Below are 20,881 nucleotides of genomic sequence, written 5' to 3'. Positions count from 1 at the left end.
TTTCGCCCGCTTTTACGACTTCATCCGATCCCCGGACGGGTCGCAGAACGGGTGTAGAGACGCCTGAGCACCAACCACTGTTCCAGCGACATCAATGCTGTAACTTGATGCCAGAATGTCGCCGGACGTCTCACCCGCGCATCCGATATAGCCCATCCCGACAGCAGCACCAAGATGATGGCCATAGGCCCCCGATGTCAGATGACCGACGATCTTGCCATCGCGCAGGATCGGTTCGTTATGGAACAAGAGTGGTTCCGGATCATTCAGGCGGAATTGCACTATCCGACGCGTCAAACCACTTTCACGCTTGGCAAGCACGGCATCCCGGCCAAAGAAATCCGACTTGTCGGTTTTAACAGCAAAACCAAGCCCGGCCTCAAGCACATGATCCTCACAGGTGATGTCATGACCAAAGTGACGAAAGCCCTTTTCGATCCGGCACCCATCCATCATATGCAAGCCACATAATTTCAGGCCATGGCCTTCGCCAGCCGCTAGCAGCGTTTCAAACACATGGGCAGCCATGTCGGTACTGACATAGATTTCCCAGCCCAGTTCCCCGACATAGGAAACACGATGGGCACGCGCGATCCCCATGCCGATTTCGATTTCCTGTGCCGTGCCAAACGGATTGGCCGCGTTTGAGAAATCGTTGGGCGATACGGAAGCCAACAGATCACGCGACTTCGGCCCCATAACGGCCAGAACCGCCTCACCCGCCGTGACATCAGTGATGACAACCATATGATCGTCAACATGGCGACGCATCCATGTCTCATCGGCCAGCCGCGTTGCCGCCGGTGTCACCACCAGATAAGCAAGCTCCGAAAGGCGTGTAATGGTTACGTCCGCCTCGATCCCGCCCCGCGCATTGAGGAACTGGGTATAGACGATCTTGCCAACCGGCACGTCCATCTCCCCACCGCTGACATGGTTCAGGAAGGCCGTCGCATCCGGGCCTTCAACCCGGATTTTGCCAAAGGACGACATGTCATAAAGGCCCACACCGGTTCGGATTGCCAGATGCTCTGCCTTGGCATTGTCAAACCAGTTGGGGCGTTTCCAGCTATATTCATATTCCGGTTTTTGACCGTCATTGGCGAACCAGTTTGCACGCTCCCAGCCTGCGAGCTCACCGAACACGGCGCCGTTCCTCGCCAGATGTTCATGCAGGGGCGAGCGACGAATGCCGCGTGATGTTGCTTTTTGCCGGAACGGATAATGATCGGCATACAGCAAGCCCAATGTTTCTGAAACACGTTCCGTCAGATAGGTCTTGTTGCCCTGAAATGGCTGCATGCGTGCGATATCGACATCGCCAAGATCGAACGGCTTTTCGCCGTCTTCCATCCATTGCGCCAACGCCATCCCGGCCCCACCGGCCGATTGAATACCGATGGAATTGAACCCGGCCGCGACCCAAACATTATCCATACCAGGCGCCAGACCAAGGTGATAGGCGTCATCGGGCGTAAAGCTTTCCGGGCCATTGAAAAAGGTATGAATACCGGTTTGGCCCAAAAGTGGCAGGCGATTGATCGCCATTTCAAGGATCGGTTCGAAATGCTCGAAATCGGGTGGCAGCTCATCAAACTCGAAGCTGTCGGGAATGCCCTCCATGCCCCATGGCTTGGCCTTGGGCTCGAACATTCCCAATAGGATCTTACCGGCATCTTCCTTGTAATAGGCGCACTCATCAGGCACGCGCAGAACCGGCAAATCACCCAGCTGTGGCACACTATCGGTGACGATATAATAATGCTCACAAGCATGTAACGGCACATTCACACCGGCCATCTTGCCAACATCGCGCGCCCACATGCCCGCACAGTTGACCACCATATCGCAGGCAATTTCGCCTTGATCACCATCCTCGGATTGCCAGGAAACGGCTGTAATACGCGATCCCTGTTTGCGCATACCGGTGACTTTGGTGCGGCTATGGATTTTCGCACCACGTTTGGTTGCACCGCGCGCCAGCGAAAGCGCGATATTCCCCGGATCACCCTGCCCATCCTTGGGCAAATACACGCCTGCTGTCACGCCATCCAGATTGACATGCGGATAGCGTTCCCCGATCTCGGCAGGTGAGATTTCTTCGATCTCCACCCCGAAGGCACGTGCCATCGCGGATTGGCGGAACAATTCTTCCTTCCGATCCTCCGTCAGGGCGACGGTGATGGCACCAACGCGCTTGAAACCTGTGGCGACCCCGGTTTCATCTTCAAGCGTGCCGTATAGTTCCTGGGAGTACTTGGCAAGACGGGTCATGTTGGCGGTTGCGCGCAACTGGGCAATCAGACCCGCCGCATGCCATGTCGTGCCGGATGTCAGTTCCTTGCGTTCGAGCAAGACAACATCTTTCCAGCCCAATTTGGTCAGATGATAGGCGACCGAACAGCCAATCACGCCACCGCCGATAATGACTACACGGGCCTTGTCCTGAATGTTTGCCAACGCCATAGCCCCTTATTCGAAATGCACTGAACTTCCCGGGACGGTCTCCTGATATGGTGGCATACCTGCTTACAACAACTGGATGCTCATATTGTTGTGCTGACGCTAGACAACAAGCTTGACGGCGACAAGGGGAGATGGAGCCAAAAGGTACTTTGGCTCCATAAAATCATACGATCTGGCACCACGAAATCGTTTACCACTCAGGGCTTAAAGGTCACCATGAATGATCTATTGCCTGTCCATAGAACGTAGATCATATAGTCCCATCAGACATCCGGTTTCCCAATGACTTACGAATTAACCATTCTGGTTCTCAACGCGCTGCTCTGCCTGGCTTTCCCATGGGCCTATAATTATGCCTACGCCAAGCAGCCCGGTGTTGGGGACAAACGCCTCATGGGCAACCGCGACGCCCTGCCCGAACGGACCGGCATGGCCGCACGCGGGGTACGCGCCCATCAGAACCATCTGGAAAACCTTGTTCCCTTTGCGATTATCGTACTGACTGCACATGTCATCGGTGTGTCCAATAGTGTGACCGTTGCCTGTGCGACCATTTTTCTCGCGGCGCGCATTGCACATGGCGGGCTTTATCTTGCGGGCATCACGCGCGTTCCGGGGATCAATGGCGTCCGCTCGATCGCCTATTTCGTCAGCCTGTTTTCGATGCTGGTTTACGCGTCCCAACTGTTTTTGGCCTAGGTCTAAGCGATGATTTACATCCTTGATTGATCGTGTGCTTGCCGGGCACTGCGAGTTTTGCCTTAATGAACGCCAATAATGCCGCGCACAAAGCAGCGGCAACAGGGAATGGTTCAGGAAAGGACGTTTTACATGACGCAGAAAGTCGCACTGGTCACCGGGGCCGCACGCGGGATCGGACTTGCTACCACCAAACTATTTATCGATCAGGGCTGGAAAGTCGCCATGATTGATCGCGACGGACCGGAACTTGATTCTGCGTCAAAAACCGTGTCGGATGTGGCCTCGGCCTTTGAATATGATGTCTCGGACGCCGCGCAGGTTGATCAGATGGTCAATGCTGTGCTTTCGGCCTTTGGACGGATCGATGCCGTCGTCAACAATGCCGGTGTTGCCGACTTCCTGCCGGTCGAGGAAACAAGCTTCGCGACCTGGCGCCGCATCATGGAAACCAACCTTGATGGTGTCTTTCTTGTCTCACAGGCGACCATACCAGCACTCAAGGAAACCAGAGGCGCGATTGTCAATATCGGCTCGATCTCCGGCCTTCGCGCATCAACGCTTCGTGTCGCCTATGGCACATCAAAAGCTGCGGTCATTCACATGACCAAACAACAGGCCGCCGAACTGGGGGAATATGGCATCCGCGCCAATTGCGTCTGCCCCGGCCCGGTCAAAACCAAACTCGCCATGGCCGTGCATTCGCCAGAAATTATCTCGGCCTATCTCGACGCGATGCCGCTGGGCCGCTATGGCACAGAAAACGAAATTGCCGAAGTCATCCATTTCCTGTGCTCCGACAAGGCAAGCTTTGTTACCGGCCAGATCGTTGCCGCCGATGGCGGGTTCGAAACAACCGGCGTTGGCCTACCCGCCCTTCGCAGAGAGTAAAGGTAATGATCCCATGCGCCCGCTTCGCCTGATCATCGCATTGACCGCCATATTGGCCCTGTCGTCATGCCTGACATTTAACTGGCAGCGCAGCGTGCAGCAGGCTTTGTCAAATGCGTGTAACTCCTCAGGCGATTGCGGGTCGGAGGGGCCGGGCTCGAACTAGCTCAAATGCAAAACGGCGCGCCCAGTGGACGCGCCGTTTGTTGGTTCCGGTATCGGAAAACCTATTCCCATTCAATCGTTCCGGGTGGCTTCGAGGTGAAGTCATAGGTCACACGGTTAATGCCGTTGACTTCATTTATGATCCGGTTGGCGATACGGCCAAGCAGTTCCGGCGGGAACGGGAAGAAGTCGGCGGTCATGCCGTCGGTTGAGGTCACTGCGCGGAGGGCACAGGCATAGTCATAGGTACGACCATCGCCCATCACGCCGACGGTACGGACCGGAAGCAACACGGCGAATGCCTGCCAGATCGCGTCATAAAGCCCGGCATTGCGGATTTCTTCGAGATAGATCGCATCAGCCTTGCGGAGCACATCAAGCTTTTCACGCGTGATTGGCTGGCCCGGGATACGGATCGCAAGGCCCGGTCCAGGGAACGGGTGACGTCCGACAAAGCTGTCAGGCAGGCCGAGTTCCCGGCCCAAATCACGAACTTCGTCCTTGAACAGTTCACGAAGCGGTTCCACCAGCTTCATGTTCATACGTTCCGGAAGACCGCCGACGTTGTGGTGTGACTTGATGGTGACCGACGGGCCACCGGTGAAGGACACACTTTCGATCACGTCAGGATAAAGCGTTCCCTGTGCCAGGAAGTCTGCACCACCGATTTTTTTGGCTTCTTGTTCGAACACTTCGATGAACAGACGGCCAATGGTTTTGCGTTTTACTTCCGGGTCGGTTTCGCCTTCGATGGCACCGATGAAGGTGTCGGACGCATCAACATGCACAAGCGGGATGTTGTAGTGATCGCGGAACAGGGTGACGACCTGGTCGGCCTCGCCCGAACGCATGAAGCCATGATCCACAAACACGCAGGTCAGCTGATCGCCAATCGCTTCGTGGATCAAAACCGCGGTGACGGAGCTGTCAACGCCACCCGAAAGACCACAGATGACTTTGCCATCGCCAACCTGTTTGCGGATCTTGTCGATCGCATCGTCTTTATAGGCATTCATGGTCCAGTCGCCAGAACATCCGGCAACACCATGGGTGAAGTTCTTGAGAAGCTGCGCACCATGCGGGGTGTGAACCACTTCCGGGTGGAACTGCACGGCATAGAATTTCTTGTCGTCATTGGCGATGGCGGCAAACGGTGCGCCTTCGGATTTACCAACAACGCGGAAACCATCAGGCAGCGCATCGACGCGGTCGCCGTGGCTCATCCAGACCTGTTCGCGGGCACCTTCGGCCCAGACACCTTTGAAAAGATCGCAATCTTCGATCACATCGACAAAGGCGCGACCGAATTCACGATGGTCAGAAGTCGCGACCTTGCCGCCCAGCTGATTGACCATGGTCTGCTGACCATAGCAAATACCCAGAACCGGCACGCCGAGCTCAAACACCTTTGCAGGTGCCGAGGGGGCCTTGTCCCAATGGACAGACGCCGGGCCACCCGAAAGAATCACGGCCTTGGGGGCATATTCATCCAGGAACGCGTCCGAGATGTTGTTAAAAGGATGGATCTCGCTATAGACACCGCTTTCGCGCACGCGACGTGCAATCAGCTGGGTGACCTGGGATCCGAAATCAATAATCAGCACGCGATCAGTCATCGGGCCGTATCTCCGTCGAAGATTGGGTTGCGCCGTACATACGCCAAACCATCGTGATGGGCAACCCGGCGCAGATGGTCCCCCAACGATGCATTCAAAAAACTTGTCTTGTTGTTACGGGTGTCGCGGTGCAATTGCGGCGGATTTGCGCGCAGAGCACCCCGAAAACCCCACAATTGGTCCCTTTTTTCCGCGCAATGGGCGCGCAGTATCTGAGCTAACGGAACGCGGGAAACACCGCGTCCAAGCACGAGCATCAAACGATTGATCAACGCAAGGGACACATCATCATGAGCACTTCCACCGGTAGCAAAATCGCCATGGCCGTCGCGGGCCTTATTCTGATTGCCGGCACAGCAACCGCAATCGCCATGACCCAGAAAGACGGTGGCACTAGCCTGCCGCTCATTGGCACCGAGGAAACCGCACCGGCGCAAAACGGCAAAGGCCTGATCCCTGATAGCGCCGAAGAAATCGTTCCGGGCATGAAAAACCTTGAGAACGGCGACGCATCCAAAGGAAGCGACGGTAGCGCAACTGGCAACGGCACCATCTTTGACGAGCCGGTACAGACCACCGAGTAACGCATAAGCGCGTTGACGGTTAAACAAAATCAGCCCTGCGAGCATCACTCGCAGGGCCTTTTGATTTGCAGGCAGAACAAGGGCGGTGTGAGGCTGGGATTGGGTTCCATATGCCATTACCGCCAGTGTCATTACTTTACCTTGCCTTTTGCGGTGCGTTCGAACACCGCAACAAAGAAACCATCCGTGCCATGGACGTTTGGCGACAAACGCAGCCACGGCTTGTCCTTGCCGCCCGGTACAGGCACTGATTTCGGCGCATCCGGCCAGATTTCATTAACCGGCACCGGTTTGAAATCCTTGCGATCGCGCATGAAGGTTTCGATCAGACGTTCGTTTTCCTCGGGCATGATCGAACAGGTCGCATAAATCAGGCGCCCACCCTTGGTGACCTTGGCGGCACCGGCCTTAAGGATTTTGCTTTGTTCAGCCATCAGGCCGCGCAGGTCACGCTGCCCAATCCGCCAGCGCAGTGCCGGATTACGACGCAGCGTCCCAAGGCCCGAGCACGGTACATCGAGCAACACCCGGTCAAAGAAGCCCGACTTGTTACGAAGCCAACTGTCACGTTCATCGGCGATGATGCGTTGTTGAATGCAATCGCCTGCCCCGGCACGACGTGCACGTTTGCGCGCATTGTCCAAACGACCGCCATGGGTGTCACAGGCAAGAATACGGCCCTTGCCGCGCATATCCGCAGCAAGACCAAGCGTCTTGCCGCCACCGCCCGCACACATATCCAAAATCGTCATGCCCGGCTTGGCGTCGACCAGATGAACACAAATCTGCGATGCTTCGTCCTGGATTTCGATCAGGCCGTCTTTGTAGGCGGCCGTGACCAGCATGTTCAAACCAAGAGGCAAACGAAGGCCATTGGGGGCATAGGGGGTGCGTTCGATATCCTTGATGCCATCAGCCTTCAGCGACTTGATCGCATCTTCAACACTACCGCGCAGGCGGTTCACGCGCAGATCAAGTTTGGCAGGCTGGTTATACGCCGCCATTTCGGCTGCAAGGTTTTCGTGATGCAGCTTCATCAGTTCGGTATAAAGCCATTTTGGCAATTCGGCCTTTACCGCACCGGGCTGCGCATCATGATCAAGTGTTTTGCCCGAAAGCTTGTTGATCAGATGCTTTTCATTGGGACGCAAAATGTCGGGGCAGAATTGTTCACCACAGAAACGGTCTTCGATTTCGCCGGTTGTCAAACCGTCATGCAACACCAGATCGGCGATCATGCGCGCACGACCGTCCTGGAACTGATAATCACATTCTGCCAGCCACCAGCCCAGACGGGCCTGATGACGGATCAGGTTATAGAAACGTTCGCTGATTTCACGACGATCCCCGCCGCCGATATACCGGCGTGATCCGAAATAGCCTGACACAACGCGGTCAGCGTCATCTCGGTTATGGGTCCAGCCATCGTAAAGTTCGATAACGGCTGCTATGCGGGCACCGGGTTTCAAAGCGTAAAATCCAACCTGTTTGCGGGTGAAAGACTGCTTCGCATATGGGAAGCAAACAATCACTCTACGATAAAAAAGCTGATGACGGCAGGAAGGCCTGCCGTCATCGGAATTTGAATGCGCCTCATATCATGGCAAAGACCATTCGCCAACAGCGTCAAACGCAAGGCTGGTCAGCCAATCAGCAGGCGCAAGTCCATCAGCCGCCCGGACGATAGTTCGGTGCTTCGCGGGTGATGGTCACGTCGTGCGCATGGCTTTCGCGCAGGCCCGCATTGGTGATGCGAACAAATTCCGCACGTTCGCGGAAGTCCGCAAGCGTTGCCGAACCGGTATAGCCCATAGATGCCTTAAGACCGCCAACCAGCTGATGGATGATCTGACCAGCCGGGCCTTTGTAAGGAACGCGGCCTTCGATGCCTTCGGGAACCAGTTTGAGGTTGTCCTGAACATCCTGCTGGAAATAACGGTCTGCCGAGCCACGTGCCATCGCACCAACCGAACCCATACCACGGTACGATTTGTACGAACGGCCCTGATACAGGATGACTTCACCCGGGGCTTCGTCAGTACCGGCCAGAAGCGATCCGACCATGCAAGTGCTGGCACCGGCTGCCATTGCCTTGGCAATGTCGCCCGAAAACTTGATGCCGCCATCCGCGATGATCGGAATATCAAGCTTGTGCGCCATTTCACCGCATTCAAGAACAGCGGTCAGCTGCGGCACGCCAACACCGGCAACGATACGGGTCGTACAAATTGATCCCGGGCCGATACCGACCTTGACCGCATCTGCACCGGCCTCTGCCAGTGCCTTGACGGCGTCTGCGGTGGCGACGTTACCGGCAATGATCTGGGTATCGCCAACCTGGGCCTTGATCTGCTCAACCGCCTTGATCACACCTGCCGAATGGCCGTGTGCGGTATCAATGACCAGAACGTCCACGCCTGCCTCAATCAGGGCAGCGGCGCGTTCAAAGCCGGCCTCACCGACACCGGTTGCGGCGGCAACGCGGAGGCGACCGCTTTCATCTTTACAAGCATTCGGGTGGAGTTTGGCTTTTTCGATGTCCTTGACCGTGATCAGGCCGGTGCAACGATAGGCTTCATCCACAACAAGCAGCTTTTCAATGCGGTGTTGGTGCAGAAGTTTCTTGGCTTCGGTGGTATCGACATTCTCGGTGACCGTGACCAGACCTTCGTGGGTCATCAGTTCGGAAACCGGCTGCGAACGGTTGGACGCAAAACGGACATCACGATTGGTCAGAATGCCAACCAGCTTGTTCGAACCACGTTCGACAACTGGAATACCGGAAATGTGGTTGGCATCCATCAGGTCGAGCGCATCGGCGAGCGTTTGATCGGGATGAATGGTGATCGGGTTGACGACCATACCCGATTCGAACTTTTTCACGCGGCGAACTTCTTCGGCCTGCTGTGCGATATCGAGGTTCTTGTGAATGACCCCCATGCCGCCATGCTGTGCCATGACAATCGCCATTGCACTTTCGGTAACGGTATCCATTGCCGAGGAAAGCAGCGGGATTCTGAGTTCAATATTCTTGGTAATGCGGGTGTTGGTCTGCACCTGAGCAGGCAGCACTTCTGATGCTGCGGGTTTGATCAATACGTCGTCAAACGTCAGGGCTTCGGCAATGCGGGTCATCTGGCCACCTCGTTAATCTGAGTTGGCGCGGAATTTATACACGTTATGCCCCAAATGCCAAGTTTTGTGCGCCCATAACAGCCCTGTGATTTTATTGATGCTTTATTTTGCGCATTCCGTTAGAAACTGGTCGATGGGGCTGCCGTCAGGCGAGCCCCTTTTTCATTTCCGCACATGCAAGCCTTGGAAACGCGGACCTAAAGGCTAAAGACAAACTGGTCGTAATCCATGCCAGCGTCATTCAGCAGGTCAGTGACCATCTTGATCCCGCGCGCCATACCTTCCTTGCGGTTGGCCTCCTTGGCCTCTTCTTCACACAGCGCCTTATAAAGCGGGATGACCTTTTCGACAGCATCACGACGCGGCACCCGGCGGTTGGAATGATATCCGATGATCTTGCCATCCGGACCGAAGCTTGGCGTGACATTGGCCAAGACCCAATAATGGTCACCATTGGCACTGCGATTGATCACATAGGCGAAAATCTCGCGCCCGGCCTCAATGGTTTGCCACAGCAGGGCAAAGACCGACCTTGGCATATCGGGATGGCGGATGATGCTGTGTGGCTGACCAAGGATATCGCGTTCACGGTATCCCGCGACACGCAGGAACGTGTCATTGGCATATGTAATCCTGCCCTTGAGATCGGTCTTTGAGACGATGATCTCATGCTCGTCAAAATGACGTTCCACCCCTGTCAGGCTAAGATTGTCCTGTTTCATCAGATAAACCCCACAAGCAATGGCCACCCCACATGGCCCGTTCCACCCGGAATGCAAGATTAACTTCTTGCCACCTTGATCATTAACGCCTTGGGCGCGATCAGGGTTTGATGTAACGCAACAATGCCTGAAGAATTATAACTATTCCAGTCTATCCCATTGTGGATATTGGAATAATTTATTGATGTCTATTCGATCGGCGACCAGTTGTCGTCTTCGCGGATTTCGGCATTCCTGATGTCGTCTTCGGCGTTGTTCTGGCCGCGGAAACCGGTTGCGATCAGATAGGCCTCCGGACTTTCGGGCCGCGATGCTGGCGGTTTGGCATGCTTGGTCACCCGGAAGTTCTTTTTGACACGGTCAAGAAGCTCGTTCTCGGTACCGCCCTTGAACACCTTGGCAATGAAAATACCGCCCGGCGCCAGGACTTCCTCGGCAAACAGCAATGCATGTTCGACCAGATCAATAATACGAATGTGGTCGGTCTGACGGTGGCCGGTGGTTTCCGGTGACATATCGGAAATCACGGCATCAACCGCGCCCTGCAATTCGTGCTTGATCATGTCCGGCGCCTTGGGATCAAGGAAATCGGCCTGCAAACAGGTCGCCCCCGAAATGCCTTCCCACTCAAGGATATCAAGGCCGACAACCTGACCCTTGCCATGTTTGGAGCCGACCATATCCACCGCCACCTGCGTCCAGCCGCCAGGGGCCGCACCAAGGTCAACAATGCGCATGCCCGGTTGCAGCAGATCAAACTGGTTGTTGATTTCAATCAGCTTGAAGGCCGCACGCGAACGATAGCCAAGACGTTTGGCTTCCTGCACATACGGGTCATTAAGTTGGCGATCAAGCCAGCGGGTCGAGGAAATCTTGCGCCCCTTGGCACTTTTTACACGCGTACGCAGGCCACGGCGTGCGCCGGTGTCGATGGCTGCAATGGCCGAACCCTTGCGGCGGCGCTGCCCGCCTTTTCCGCTGCGATTGTCGCTCATGATTTATCCTGAACTGAATTCTGTTTTGGCCAGACCTGCCGGGACATGGATGTCAACCGATCAGGAAGAAGCCGGAATATGCGACACTGTATGACGGCGTGCGTCGCATGGGTCAATAGCGTGGCCATCTGCGCGCATCAAATCGACCAGAATGCCTTCGCGAAGTCCGCGGTCGGCGACCTTAAGCGTCGCCAAAGGCCAGATATCACGAATCGCGGCAAAGATCGCCGCCCCGGCATCCATCAGTTCGGCGCGCTGATTGCCAATGCACGGATGACCCTTGCGTTTGTCCGATCCCATGCGCAGCAAAAGCTCGGTCACGCGTTCTGCGTCATCAAACCGCAGATCAGACCCATCGACCTTGTGACGTTCATACCGTTCAAGACCAAGTGCAATGCCACAGAATGTGGTGACGGTGCCCGATGTGCCAACCATCTGGACCTTGTCATCATCGAGCATGTCCGAGCAGCAATTGCGCTTGGCAAATTCTTCAAGACGCTGGCGGATTTCGGTGCGCATGGCTTCAAACCGTTCGCGGCGTTCCTCGACCGTGGCATAACGTTCGGTCAGGCACAGAACACCGCACGGCATGGACAGGGTTTCAATGCACTGGGTCTTGCCGGTCTTGTCGACCTTGATCCAGCAGATCTCCGTACTGCCACCACCGATATCAAACACCACCGCATAGGGACGTTCATCCAGAAGGGCCGAGCAGGCCTGAAGCGCCAGACGGCTTTCCTCATCCGGATTGATGATATCAAGCGAGATACCGGTTTCATCGAAAACGCGACGAACGAATTCATCACGATTGTTGGCAGTGCGGCAGGCCTCGGTCGCAACGGCACGAAGCTTTGCCCCCGGATGACGGCGCAGTTTTTTGGCACAGACCCGAAGCGCATCAATCGCCCGGTCCATCGCCGCCTCACACAGATAGCCCTTTTCACGCACGCCTTCGCCGAGGCGCACGACACGTGAAAAGGCATCAATCACCTTGAAGCCATCATTGCACGGGCGCGCGACCAGAAGCCGGCAGTTTGAACTGCCCAAATCAATCGCGGCATAAAGCGGGGCTGTAATGCAATCAACGATGCGCGATGATTTCGCGCCACCGTCGGGGACCTGAACGGCGGTTCCCGGTTGCGGCATGCCCGGTTTATCGGGGCCATCAAGCACGGCATGCCCGCCCATTGCAGCGCCGCCTGCCGGGCTGCTGCCCCTGTGCGAGTTGCTATGGGGGGATTGGTGCTTCACCGTTCGAAAACCTGCCTTCTGTTACGCGCATAATTTCTATATTGCGGATCATCATGATATTTATGTGACGATCTCGCGAATCAACTATATGAGTGTAACGACAATCCCCGGCAAGGCAAATCCCGTATGCGGTAATCGCATGGTTGACCAGATGGAAACAAAAAAGGGGTTGCCAAAACCGGGCGGGTTTTATACATAGCGGCCCACACCGCGCCGCACGTCGCGCACGGTGGACCAAGTTTTGTTGGGGAATAGGTTAACGGTAGACCTACGGACTCTGACTCCGTCAGTCCTGGTTCGAATCCAGGTTCCCCAGCCAGCCTTCGCCTACTAAAGTAGGCTACGGCTTGGCATGCCAAGTAGTCGCCCCACATTCATAAGCGGCGAAGGCTGACACGCCGAAGCTAAGCGGAGGCGGTCAATGGCGGACATGCAATATGTCTATATTCTTCAGAGTTTAAAGTTTCCCGAACGCTACTATATCGGCTGCACGCGAGATGTCGCAAAGCGTTTGTATCGCCATAACAACGAACCAAACAGCTCAGGCTCCAAGCATACAGCAAACTTTGGTCCATGGAAGATCATAAACACCTTTGGATTCGAAGACGCGAACAAGGCATTTGCTTTCGAGAAATACCTCAAAACAGGCTCTGGTAGAGCGTTCTGCAAAAGGCACTTTTAGGAATGGACCAGTTGCCGACAGAGTTTAAAGCATTCCGAGTTGAATGTATCTGGCTGAAACAATGCCATTTTACATTCGAACAAATGTTTGAAAGCGACCAACACACAGCTCAGCTATTACATGATACTGCGCCCTTGTTTTTCAACGACCTTAATCACATTCTGATTGAGTATATTTTTCTCCAAGTTTGCAAAATAACGGACCCTGCAACTGCAGGAAAAAGAAGCAATGTTACCTTGCCTTATCTCAATCAAAAACTGGAGCAACATCATTTATTCACAAACGAGATCAAAGAGTATTCCGATGAAATTCTGAGATACAGATCTCTTGTACAAACCGCACGTAATCGGCTTGTGTCTCATTTGGACATGGAAAGTGTTTTAGCCGCAGAAAGCCTCGGGCTACATCAGCCAGAAGACGTCGTTAATTTCTTTGAATGTCTGCAGAAATATTGTGATGCAGTGGGCAGAAATATCGGAGTTGGTCCTTTAGACTTTAGTCATCCTGGGTGTTCTGGTGATGTACTTGATCTGATACAGAAGCTTAAATTTGCCAAACAAAACTGCTAATGCTGGCAAAAATCTGAAGCTGCCCAGTACAGCTTGACAAGCGTATCCTGATCCATTACCAAACGGCTCCGCCACGTCTAGTACGCGCGAAACAAAGTTCTGTTGGGGAATAGGTTAACGGTAGACCTACGGACTCTGACTCCGTCAGTCCTGGTTCGAATCCAGGTTCCCCAGCCACTTTGCCCCAACCCTTCCACGACACTTTTCGACCAACCGCAATGTCGCTGAATTGCAGCGCGAACAGGTTCGATTTAAAGTGCCTGATCATTGATGGCATCTATTTTGGACGGAGACATCGCATGAAGAAGGTTTCTGGCGGCTGCCTGTGCGGTAAAATCCGCTTTGAGACAGGAAGTGAACCGCTTCGGGTCGGGCTGTGTCACTGTATGGATTGCCGCAAGCATCACGGGGCTCTGTTTCATGCCTCGGCCATTTTCCCGGAAACGGCGGTCGAGATCACTGGGAAGACCCAAAGTTATCAGGGGCGGCATTTCTGTCCTGATTGCGGATCGTCGGTGTTTTCATGCAGCGATGACGAGATCGAGCTTCATCTGGGCGCGATGGATGCCCCGGATCAGTTCATCCCGACCTATGAGCTCTGGACGATCCGGCGCGAAAAGTGGCTGCCGGAATTTCCTGTCAAACACCTTTATGAGCGCGACTGAACCATCAATCTCGGAGAAGCTGCCTAGTCACTTAAATGGCAAGGCGGTGATGTTTGATCGGGCTTGTCCGCATCAGCGGTGGCCTGCCCGTCAATATAGCGCGTCCCGTATTCGGTGATCAGCACATCGACAGGCACGTCATATTGATGCGGAAGAATGTTATCAAGCCGCGTGGCTTCTAGTCCGACACCAACCACCAGCGGCTTTCGCGTAAGCGTCGCCAGTGTCCGGTCAAAGAAACCACCGCCATATCCCAGACGGTACCCTGCCGGATCGAACCCGACCAATGGGGCCAGTAGCACATTTACAGTGACTTCCTTGCTGTTGGCCGGTTCGGGGATCCGCGCAAAGCCCGGCACCATTTCGGTACCCGGCGTCCAGTCATGAAAGATCATCGCCTGATCCTTGCCCGGAACCACCGGAAGGGCCGCCTTCCCACCTGATTTGATATGGGCCGTGATCACCGGACGCAGATCAATTTCGTTCTGGATTGGCCAATAAAAACCGATCGTTGCGGCGGGCCGATCCTTTAGGAAGGTCGCGAAATGACCACGGATTTGATCGGAGAGTTTTTGATGGGTTTGCGCATCAAGTCCGGCGCGCCAGCCAAGCAAAACCCGCCTGACTGCGTGGCGCCATTCCGACTGTGTGGTTGCATCACCGCCAACAGGTGCGGCAGGAAGATCAAGGATCATGAATGCCCGAAGAGTTTGCTGGTTTTATAAAAGTCACGCGTTCAGGCGACACAACCAAGCGGGCCCCAAAAACGCATAACGCGCCGGAAGGCCGGCGCGTTAACGGTTGTCAGCAAAGAAAGCTGCAAGCCAGATAGAAATTTAGAGAATGGCGAGTTCTTCTGCCGACATGCGGCCGTTGCGACCTTCAATCAGCTCAAACTGAATTTTCTGCCCTTCATCAAGTCCTTGCAGACCAGCACGCTGAACAGCGGTGATGTGCACGAATGCATCTTTGCCGCCCTCGTCCGGGGTGATGAAGCCATAACCCTTGGTCGCATTGAACCACTTAACCGTTCCGGTAGCCATATCCGTAGTCGTCCTTAGTTTAGTATGCGCATCCCCAAAGTCAGGAATGCATGAAAACAGTCCCTGCATTACACCGACCAAAAGCGCAACCACCATCAACCAGAGAGCGACCACACACTTGAAAGATGCACTGCATCGTTTCAATAATTACCCAATTTTCGGCTTAGTGCAATGGATTCATGCATGAAGTTCTTTTTTCGCTACCACGCGTAATCGACCATGTGACGCAGGTCACCATGCGGCACCTGCCCGGAACCAGACACACCCATAGATGAATCAAATTCCGAAACGAATTCCCGTAAAGGTTCTGTATCGCGGCAGATCAGCGAGATGTCGACGGTGATCACCGGGGGCAACTCGGCCTCGATGATATCGGTGCGACCAAACATGCGGATATTGGTGCTGTCACCTATGATCCCGGTCAGTCGCCCGGCCGCAAGCAGCTCGACAGCCTGTTCGAGACTTCCGAGATCATGCCAGACGATCTCGCCACGGATCGACAGACTCGGCCTTGGCAGATTGGCAAGGATTCCGATATCGACCTGCGGCAGGGTGCGGATATCGGCACCGATACGCTGGAACACGCGAAGTTCGAAGCGAACCTTGCTTTTTGAGGCAATGGTGTCTTCAAAACGTGCCGGGTGGGATGCAAGAATACAGTCGGTCAGCCCCGCATCAAGCGCATCGCGAAAACGGTTATAGGGAAAAACATCAAAGGCAACCGGACGCTGTTGCGCGCCAAGCAGGGTAATGAACCGCCGCTGACCGGGTAGAGCGTATTGGCTCCATTTGGTGTCAAACACGATATTGCTGGCAACGCGCACCGCGTCAGCCGCGTTCGCACCAAAAAAACCAAGACAACAGACAACAAAAAGCCCGACAAACAGGGCTGCTCGCATCGCTATTCGGCTGGTAACAAGGATCAATTAAACGCCCTGCCCTAGTGGTTATTACAGATGCCGTCACGCGCAAGCCGTTCCCGGGCAACATTCGACTAATAGCCATATAAGGTCGCCCGATCTGAATACCAGATAGTGGTAATAGAAAGACTGCCCCGCTCACTGTCAGGAAGGATGAAATGAAGTTCTTGCGCCAAATTGGGGCAGAAGGCCAGACAGCCTGAAAATGGATAAAATCAGCAGATTTTCATGGCAGGCAGAGTGATCATTCTACGATCCGGCGTCGTATATGCCAGTATCGACTTTTCGGGCGTCAAGCGCAAGACGCCGTTGTCACCTGACAATTAGAAAGCCATTTATTCGGGATGTCTGAATTTGTCATTGTCTGAGGGGTAGAAGTGCGTGACAAAGCCCCTTGCTTTAGACGATGATAGAGCAAGCCTAATATAAAAAGTATATCTTGCACCCAAATGTGCACGAGCACCCTAGAGCATCGGTTAGTAGCGATGCAGGGTCTAAGTTGGGACACGCTTGACTGAATGGATATGATATTCGGATCGGATAACAGGAAGTGACAGCGACAACCAAGATCGCAAACCCACGCGACATTGCGCATAACGTTATGGCGCTCGTCAACGAGCTCAACTTGCAGCCGACGCCACAGGTTTACCATGTTTTCTACAGCTACCTGACAGACGAGGTGCCCGAACTCAGTCAGTTGATCAAGGTCTTGATCCGCAATACGCAGGATCTTGATGAAGAGACTGTTTTCCGGATTTACCACAAGTACCTCGGCACCCACGCGATGCAACAGCATCTGAAGCAAGGGGTCGAGGGGCTGCAGTCTGCTGTCGAACGTGTCGAAATGGCGGTAACGTCGGTCATGCGGGAGACGGATACTTTCTGTGGCGATATCGAGGTCGCATCACAGCAGTTGCAGGCCTCGGACATCACATTGGAGGACGCACGGTCTGTCAGCCGTGGCTTGTCGGAAAGATCCAGCAAGGCGCGTGATACATACAGCTCCTTTAACGGCAGCCTTGAGGAATATCACAAGGAGGTTCTCAGGGTCCGTACCGAGCTTGAGCTTGTCCGCCGGGATGCCCTGACCGACACCTTGACCGGGATTGCCAACCGCAAGAATTTTGACACGTCGCTGCGCGACGCGGTGACGACAACGATGGAGTCCGGCGCGCCATTATCGCTTTTGATGATCGATATCGATCACTTCAAGGAGTTCAACGATAATTTCGGGCACCGTGCCGGTGACGGGGTCCTGAAGGCTGTGGCGCGGGTGCTGGTCAGTTCGACAAAGGGTGCAGACACCGTTGCCCGTTATGGTGGCGAAGAGTTTGCGATCATCCTGCCTGATACCGAGCTGGAGAACGCGGCAAAACTCGCCAACAAGCTGAGACAAAACGTGTCAAACCAACATATTATAAACAAAAAAACCGGCAAGGATTTCGGCAAGTTAACCGTTTCAATTGGCTTGACGGCTTATAATCTTGGAGAGAATATATTGGAGTTTGTGGACCGGGCGGACAAAGCTCTTTATATGGCAAAGCAGGAAGGTAGAAACACCTGCGTGATGCAATAGACAGGGCCCTAATGGAAAACACCAAATCAGGGCATCAATAAATGCATCTCTGAAAAAGAGATTTCGACGATAGAACCAAGATCCAACCAAGACACCGAGCTAACACACATGTCCGAATAGGCCAAAAGAGCAGAACCGATGACCTAACAATCGGACCTGCGATGTACAACATAGTAATGTGTTGCACCGGCTTTGCAGGGCGGAGAAGCAGATGAAGACACCCAATAGCGAACGTAAAATCGAGCTAGAACACAAGATTTTCAAAACGTTCGAAGAATGCCACTTTCAGAAGTCTGATATCTCAGACGAAGCTCTTTTTGTCCTGAAAATGGCAGAAGGATCGGTTGTGTCTTTGCCGCTTAAGGCGATTTGCCGTGAATTCGATATTGATCCGGAATCCAAGGATGGCGATCTGATCAGCCTGATCGACAAGTCGCTTAACTTTGTCAATGTCCTGCGCCCGGGCGACAACCTGCCGCTTGAAGTTCTGACCGGTGAAGCATCATGGGCTGTTGACGAAGATCACAAGGCGATTGCCTATAACCGTATTACCATGCAGTTGGTAACCTGGATGTCGGGGAGTGAAGAACTCATCACCGACCCGGACCAACTGATGCAGATCGCCGAGGATCCGAACACCAAAAAGAAGATCAACCAGGCTTTTGACGAAGTTGCCGAAAAGCTTGGGTTTGGCAAAGAAAACCGCGAAGAAGTCGTCAATCTTGTGCATCAGGTCGCTGATGAGTTGTCCTATATCGAGACGCTCCGCGTGAAGTATCGCAAGATCCTGATGGTGGACCGCAAGTTGCAGGACCTTCGCCGCATCTATGCACATGAAAAAGGTGTTCTGGAAACCGTTACCCAGGCCATCCGACTGCTTGACGACGCCAAAAAGAAATTCGAAACGACGTTTGACGAACTTGATGCCAATACCGGCGAAATCATGTCAGTTCTGCGTAACTTCACTTCGCAGCGCCAATATATCCGAAGCCAGCGTGATGACCTTTATAAACGTCTGCGCGCGTGGGAACCGCTGATCGAACAGTGGGAAGAACTTGAACTGGAGCGCGGTCCCAAGGCTGTCAATCTGGTCAAACAGACCTACCAGTTCCTAGCCCCGCGCTTCATGAAGGTCAAGCAATGGCTGCTGATGACCAAGGTGCAAGACGGTGTTTCCGAACAACACAGCTTCAAGAACGAAGACGAACGCATGGGCAAGCTCAAAGGCAAGATGATGCAGTGGTAGCCCTGCCCGCCGTGTTAGGGAATAGAAAAAAGGCGCGCTGTTCAAGCGCGCCTTTTGTGTTTCTAAGCTGCCTTGTCGACCTGACTTAGCGGGCCTTTTCACCGGTCATGGTGATTTTAAGCGCCACATGGTCATCCAGAACTGCAATCGACTTGGATGCATTTGCCGGCACCGGGACCTTGCGATCAATGCAATAGGCAATCATCGCAGCCGCAAGTTCTGCGCCTGCGGTTGGAACAATCAGCTTTTGACCTTCATCAGAAGTAACCGTCATACGCGCGATGACTTCCGGTTTGCGTTCCACCTCAAAGCTGCTGATCTGACCGGGCGGAAGCGCTTTGCCGGTGCGTCGACCATGGGCCAGAATTGCCTTGATCAGTTCGCCGTCCTCGAAAACGATACAGCGTATCTCGCGCATGGTCGGAAATCCTCAAAACAGTTGTTTGATTACATATTGTTATGATGAAACAACAAAACAAACATCAAATTCAGGCAACGCGTTGAAATAATGCCCAAAGCACGACCAAACGCCGCGAACGGCCACCAGATCAGCTACTTGCCAACCAGACGCCCACGCCGATCATCAATGTTCCGGCGACACGGTTGAGGATGCGCACGTTACCGCTTTTTTCAAGGAAGCGACGCAACGACCGCCCACCGGTGGCATACATCGTCATGCAGATCAGCTCGGTCACCAGAATGATCGCAACCAGCACCGAAAGCTGTGGCGCGATGGGATGCTGCAAACTGATAAATGGCGGAAGCAGGGAAATCATAAAGGCCCAGCCCTTGGGGTTGGCAATCGCGGTAACAAAGCCCTGTGCTGCCAGCCCGGCGGCTGTTGCTGTCTTGGCACCTTCGACTTCGCCGGAAATTGCCATGCGCCCGCGCGAACGCCACAACTGAATGCCGAGCCACGCCAGATAGGCCCCGCCGATATACTTAAACACCGCGAACACGGCCGGATACTGCAACATGATCGCCGCCACGCCTAGTGCCGAGGCAACCACAACAATGCCCACACCGATCAGTTCACCCACCATCATCCAGAGTGTGCGTTTCAGACCGATTGTCATGCCAAGGGTTAGCGCAAGTGTCATGCACATACCCGGCGTAATGGAGACAAAGAAGGCCGTGGGGATAAAGGCCCCGATCAACGACAAACTCAGCATAATGGTTCCTGTGGCTTGGATGGCGTTCCGCCCTGACCGTCACCATTGGGGGCGTGACGTCATCAGGGACGAAATCACTACCCGATTAGTCAAATTCCGACCAGTATCTTTTTGGTATGGCCGAAATGACATTTCGGCTGCTGTGTCGGACAGCACGAAAACAGCACAATGGCCCGAATATCGTAACAGAAACGCACATGCCAAACCCGGCCCCGCTAAATTCCACTCAAAAAACAGACCAAAAGGTACAAAAATTACTTGACCTGAAGGGGCCCGCCGACGAAATTGGGGACGTCGCCAGCAACAGCTGGCATTCAAAGCCAATTGATGAAGACCGATGACCGCAGACATTTGCAACATTGATGCATATGCCGACCGTGCCGAAGCCACCGCTTTGCGCGCGCTTGCGCTGTCTGCCCTCAACCTAATTTCCGGTCTCCTTGGTCTAGCAGAGCTAGGCGCTCTACGACTTACTCGCCCCTGA

At 54.2% G+C, this 20,881-nt stretch carries 20 protein-coding genes and 2 tRNA genes; 10 read left to right on the top strand and 12 right to left on the bottom strand.

The window, feature by feature from the left end:
• Positions 1–12: 12 nt before the first annotated feature.
• Positions 13–2,466 (bottom strand): GcvT family protein, encoded by a 2,454-nt coding sequence (locus WBY09_RS19460; RefSeq protein ID WP_197145376.1) that lies wholly within the window; start codon positions 2,464–2,466, stop codon positions 13–15.
• 282 nt (positions 2,467–2,748) lie between these two features.
• Between WBY09_RS19460 and WBY09_RS19455 the strand changes: the two genes are divergently transcribed.
• Complete coding sequence (locus tag WBY09_RS19455) at positions 2,749–3,165, top strand: MAPEG family protein (RefSeq protein WP_197145377.1); 417 nt, start codon at positions 2,749–2,751, stop codon at positions 3,163–3,165.
• 132 nt (positions 3,166–3,297) lie between these two features.
• Positions 3,298–4,056, top strand: coding sequence for an SDR family NAD(P)-dependent oxidoreductase (locus tag WBY09_RS19450; RefSeq protein ID WP_197145378.1), 759 nt, complete (start codon positions 3,298–3,300; stop codon positions 4,054–4,056).
• 227 nt (positions 4,057–4,283) lie between these two features.
• On the opposite strand, the gene guaA is transcribed toward WBY09_RS19450, so the two are convergent.
• Positions 4,284–5,837, bottom strand: coding sequence for a glutamine-hydrolyzing GMP synthase (guaA, locus tag WBY09_RS19445; RefSeq protein ID WP_008892165.1), 1,554 nt, complete (start codon positions 5,835–5,837; stop codon positions 4,284–4,286).
• A gap of 290 nt (positions 5,838–6,127) precedes the next feature.
• On the opposite strand from guaA, the gene WBY09_RS19440 reads away from it, so the two are divergent.
• Complete coding sequence (locus WBY09_RS19440) at positions 6,128–6,421, top strand: hypothetical protein (protein ID WP_336233651.1); 294 nt, start codon at positions 6,128–6,130, stop codon at positions 6,419–6,421.
• 131 nt (positions 6,422–6,552) lie between these two features.
• Here WBY09_RS19440 and WBY09_RS19435 read toward each other — a convergent pair whose 3' ends face one another.
• The 5 genes from WBY09_RS19435 to WBY09_RS19415 form a co-directional block, all read right to left on the bottom strand.
• Positions 6,553–7,890, bottom strand: a complete 1,338-nt coding sequence (locus WBY09_RS19435; RefSeq protein ID WP_336233650.1) for an RsmB/NOP family class I SAM-dependent RNA methyltransferase — start codon at positions 7,888–7,890, stop codon at positions 6,553–6,555.
• A 199-nt stretch (positions 7,891–8,089) separates the two neighbouring features.
• Positions 8,090–9,556, bottom strand: coding sequence for an IMP dehydrogenase (gene guaB, locus WBY09_RS19430; protein WP_064782292.1), 1,467 nt, complete (start codon positions 9,554–9,556; stop codon positions 8,090–8,092).
• Between the two features lie 197 nt (positions 9,557–9,753).
• Positions 9,754–10,278 (bottom strand): PAS domain-containing protein, encoded by a 525-nt coding sequence (locus WBY09_RS19425; protein ID WP_040824713.1) that lies wholly within the window; start codon positions 10,276–10,278, stop codon positions 9,754–9,756.
• A gap of 188 nt (positions 10,279–10,466) precedes the next feature.
• Entirely contained in the window at positions 10,467–11,273 is an 807-nt protein-coding gene (locus WBY09_RS19420) for an RlmE family RNA methyltransferase (protein WP_082923611.1), read from the bottom strand.
• A gap of 60 nt (positions 11,274–11,333) precedes the next feature.
• The gene (locus tag WBY09_RS19415) at positions 11,334–12,524 is read right to left on the bottom strand and encodes a Ppx/GppA phosphatase family protein (protein WP_232308479.1); all 1,191 of its coding nucleotides are present in this window, start codon (positions 12,522–12,524) and stop codon (positions 11,334–11,336) included.
• A 245-nt stretch (positions 12,525–12,769) separates the two neighbouring features.
• Here WBY09_RS19415 and WBY09_RS19410 point away from each other — a divergent pair.
• The 5 genes from WBY09_RS19410 to WBY09_RS19395 all read left to right on the top strand — a co-directional run bounded on the left by WBY09_RS19410 (position 12,770) and on the right by WBY09_RS19395 (position 14,440).
• A tRNA-Gln gene (locus WBY09_RS19410) sits at positions 12,770–12,843 on the top strand.
• A 102-nt stretch (positions 12,844–12,945) separates the two neighbouring features.
• Positions 12,946–13,206, top strand: a complete 261-nt coding sequence (locus tag WBY09_RS19925; RefSeq protein ID WP_008892349.1) for a GIY-YIG nuclease family protein — start codon at positions 12,946–12,948, stop codon at positions 13,204–13,206.
• 2 nt (positions 13,207–13,208) lie between these two features.
• Positions 13,209–13,775 carry an AbiU2 domain-containing protein gene (locus tag WBY09_RS19405; protein ID WP_197145382.1) on the top strand — a complete coding sequence of 189 codons (567 nt, stop codon included), beginning with the start codon at positions 13,209–13,211 and terminating at the stop codon, positions 13,773–13,775.
• A 103-nt stretch (positions 13,776–13,878) separates the two neighbouring features.
• A tRNA-Gln gene (locus WBY09_RS19400) sits at positions 13,879–13,952 on the top strand.
• A gap of 122 nt (positions 13,953–14,074) precedes the next feature.
• A complete protein-coding gene (locus tag WBY09_RS19395; protein ID WP_336233649.1) occupies positions 14,075–14,440 on the top strand; it encodes a GFA family protein in 366 nt (121 codons plus the stop codon).
• Positions 14,441–14,463: 23 nt separating this feature from the next.
• Here WBY09_RS19395 and WBY09_RS19390 read toward each other — a convergent pair whose 3' ends face one another.
• The 3 genes from WBY09_RS19390 to WBY09_RS19380 all read right to left on the bottom strand — a co-directional run bounded on the left by WBY09_RS19390 (position 14,464) and on the right by WBY09_RS19380 (position 16,409).
• Entirely contained in the window at positions 14,464–15,135 is a 672-nt protein-coding gene (locus tag WBY09_RS19390) for a 5-formyltetrahydrofolate cyclo-ligase (protein ID WP_336233648.1), read from the bottom strand.
• Positions 15,136–15,276: 141 nt separating this feature from the next.
• Positions 15,277–15,483, bottom strand: a complete 207-nt coding sequence (locus tag WBY09_RS19385; protein ID WP_008892097.1) for a cold-shock protein — start codon at positions 15,481–15,483, stop codon at positions 15,277–15,279.
• A gap of 200 nt (positions 15,484–15,683) precedes the next feature.
• Positions 15,684–16,409, bottom strand: coding sequence for a hypothetical protein (locus WBY09_RS19380; RefSeq protein WP_336233647.1), 726 nt, complete (start codon positions 16,407–16,409; stop codon positions 15,684–15,686).
• Positions 16,410–17,004: 595 nt separating this feature from the next.
• Here WBY09_RS19380 and WBY09_RS19375 point away from each other — a divergent pair.
• Both WBY09_RS19375 and WBY09_RS19370 read left to right on the top strand, forming a co-directional pair.
• Positions 17,005–17,979 (top strand): GGDEF domain-containing protein, encoded by a 975-nt coding sequence (locus WBY09_RS19375; RefSeq protein WP_232308480.1) that lies wholly within the window; start codon positions 17,005–17,007, stop codon positions 17,977–17,979.
• 211 nt (positions 17,980–18,190) lie between these two features.
• On the top strand, positions 18,191–19,225 hold the full coding sequence (locus tag WBY09_RS19370) for a hypothetical protein (protein WP_063090275.1): 1,035 nt from the start codon (positions 18,191–18,193) through the stop codon (positions 19,223–19,225).
• Positions 19,226–19,310: 85 nt separating this feature from the next.
• Here the strand turns inward: WBY09_RS19370 and WBY09_RS19365 are convergent, their stop codons facing one another.
• Positions 19,311–19,643 carry a hypothetical protein gene (locus WBY09_RS19365; RefSeq protein WP_008892093.1) on the bottom strand — a complete coding sequence of 111 codons (333 nt, stop codon included), beginning with the start codon at positions 19,641–19,643 and terminating at the stop codon, positions 19,311–19,313.
• Between the two features lie 130 nt (positions 19,644–19,773).
• On the bottom strand, positions 19,774–20,397 hold the full coding sequence (locus WBY09_RS19360) for a LysE family translocator (protein WP_008892092.1): 624 nt from the start codon (positions 20,395–20,397) through the stop codon (positions 19,774–19,776).
• Positions 20,398–20,881 lie beyond the last annotated feature (484 nt).

Source organism: Thalassospira sp. CH_XMU1458 (genome assembly GCF_037027205.1).
GTDB classification, from domain to species: Bacteria; Pseudomonadota; Alphaproteobacteria; order Rhodospirillales; family Thalassospiraceae; genus Thalassospira; species Thalassospira tepidiphila.
Note: the sequence above shows the minus strand (reverse complement) of the source record. Positions and strands in the feature narration are given on the sequence as shown.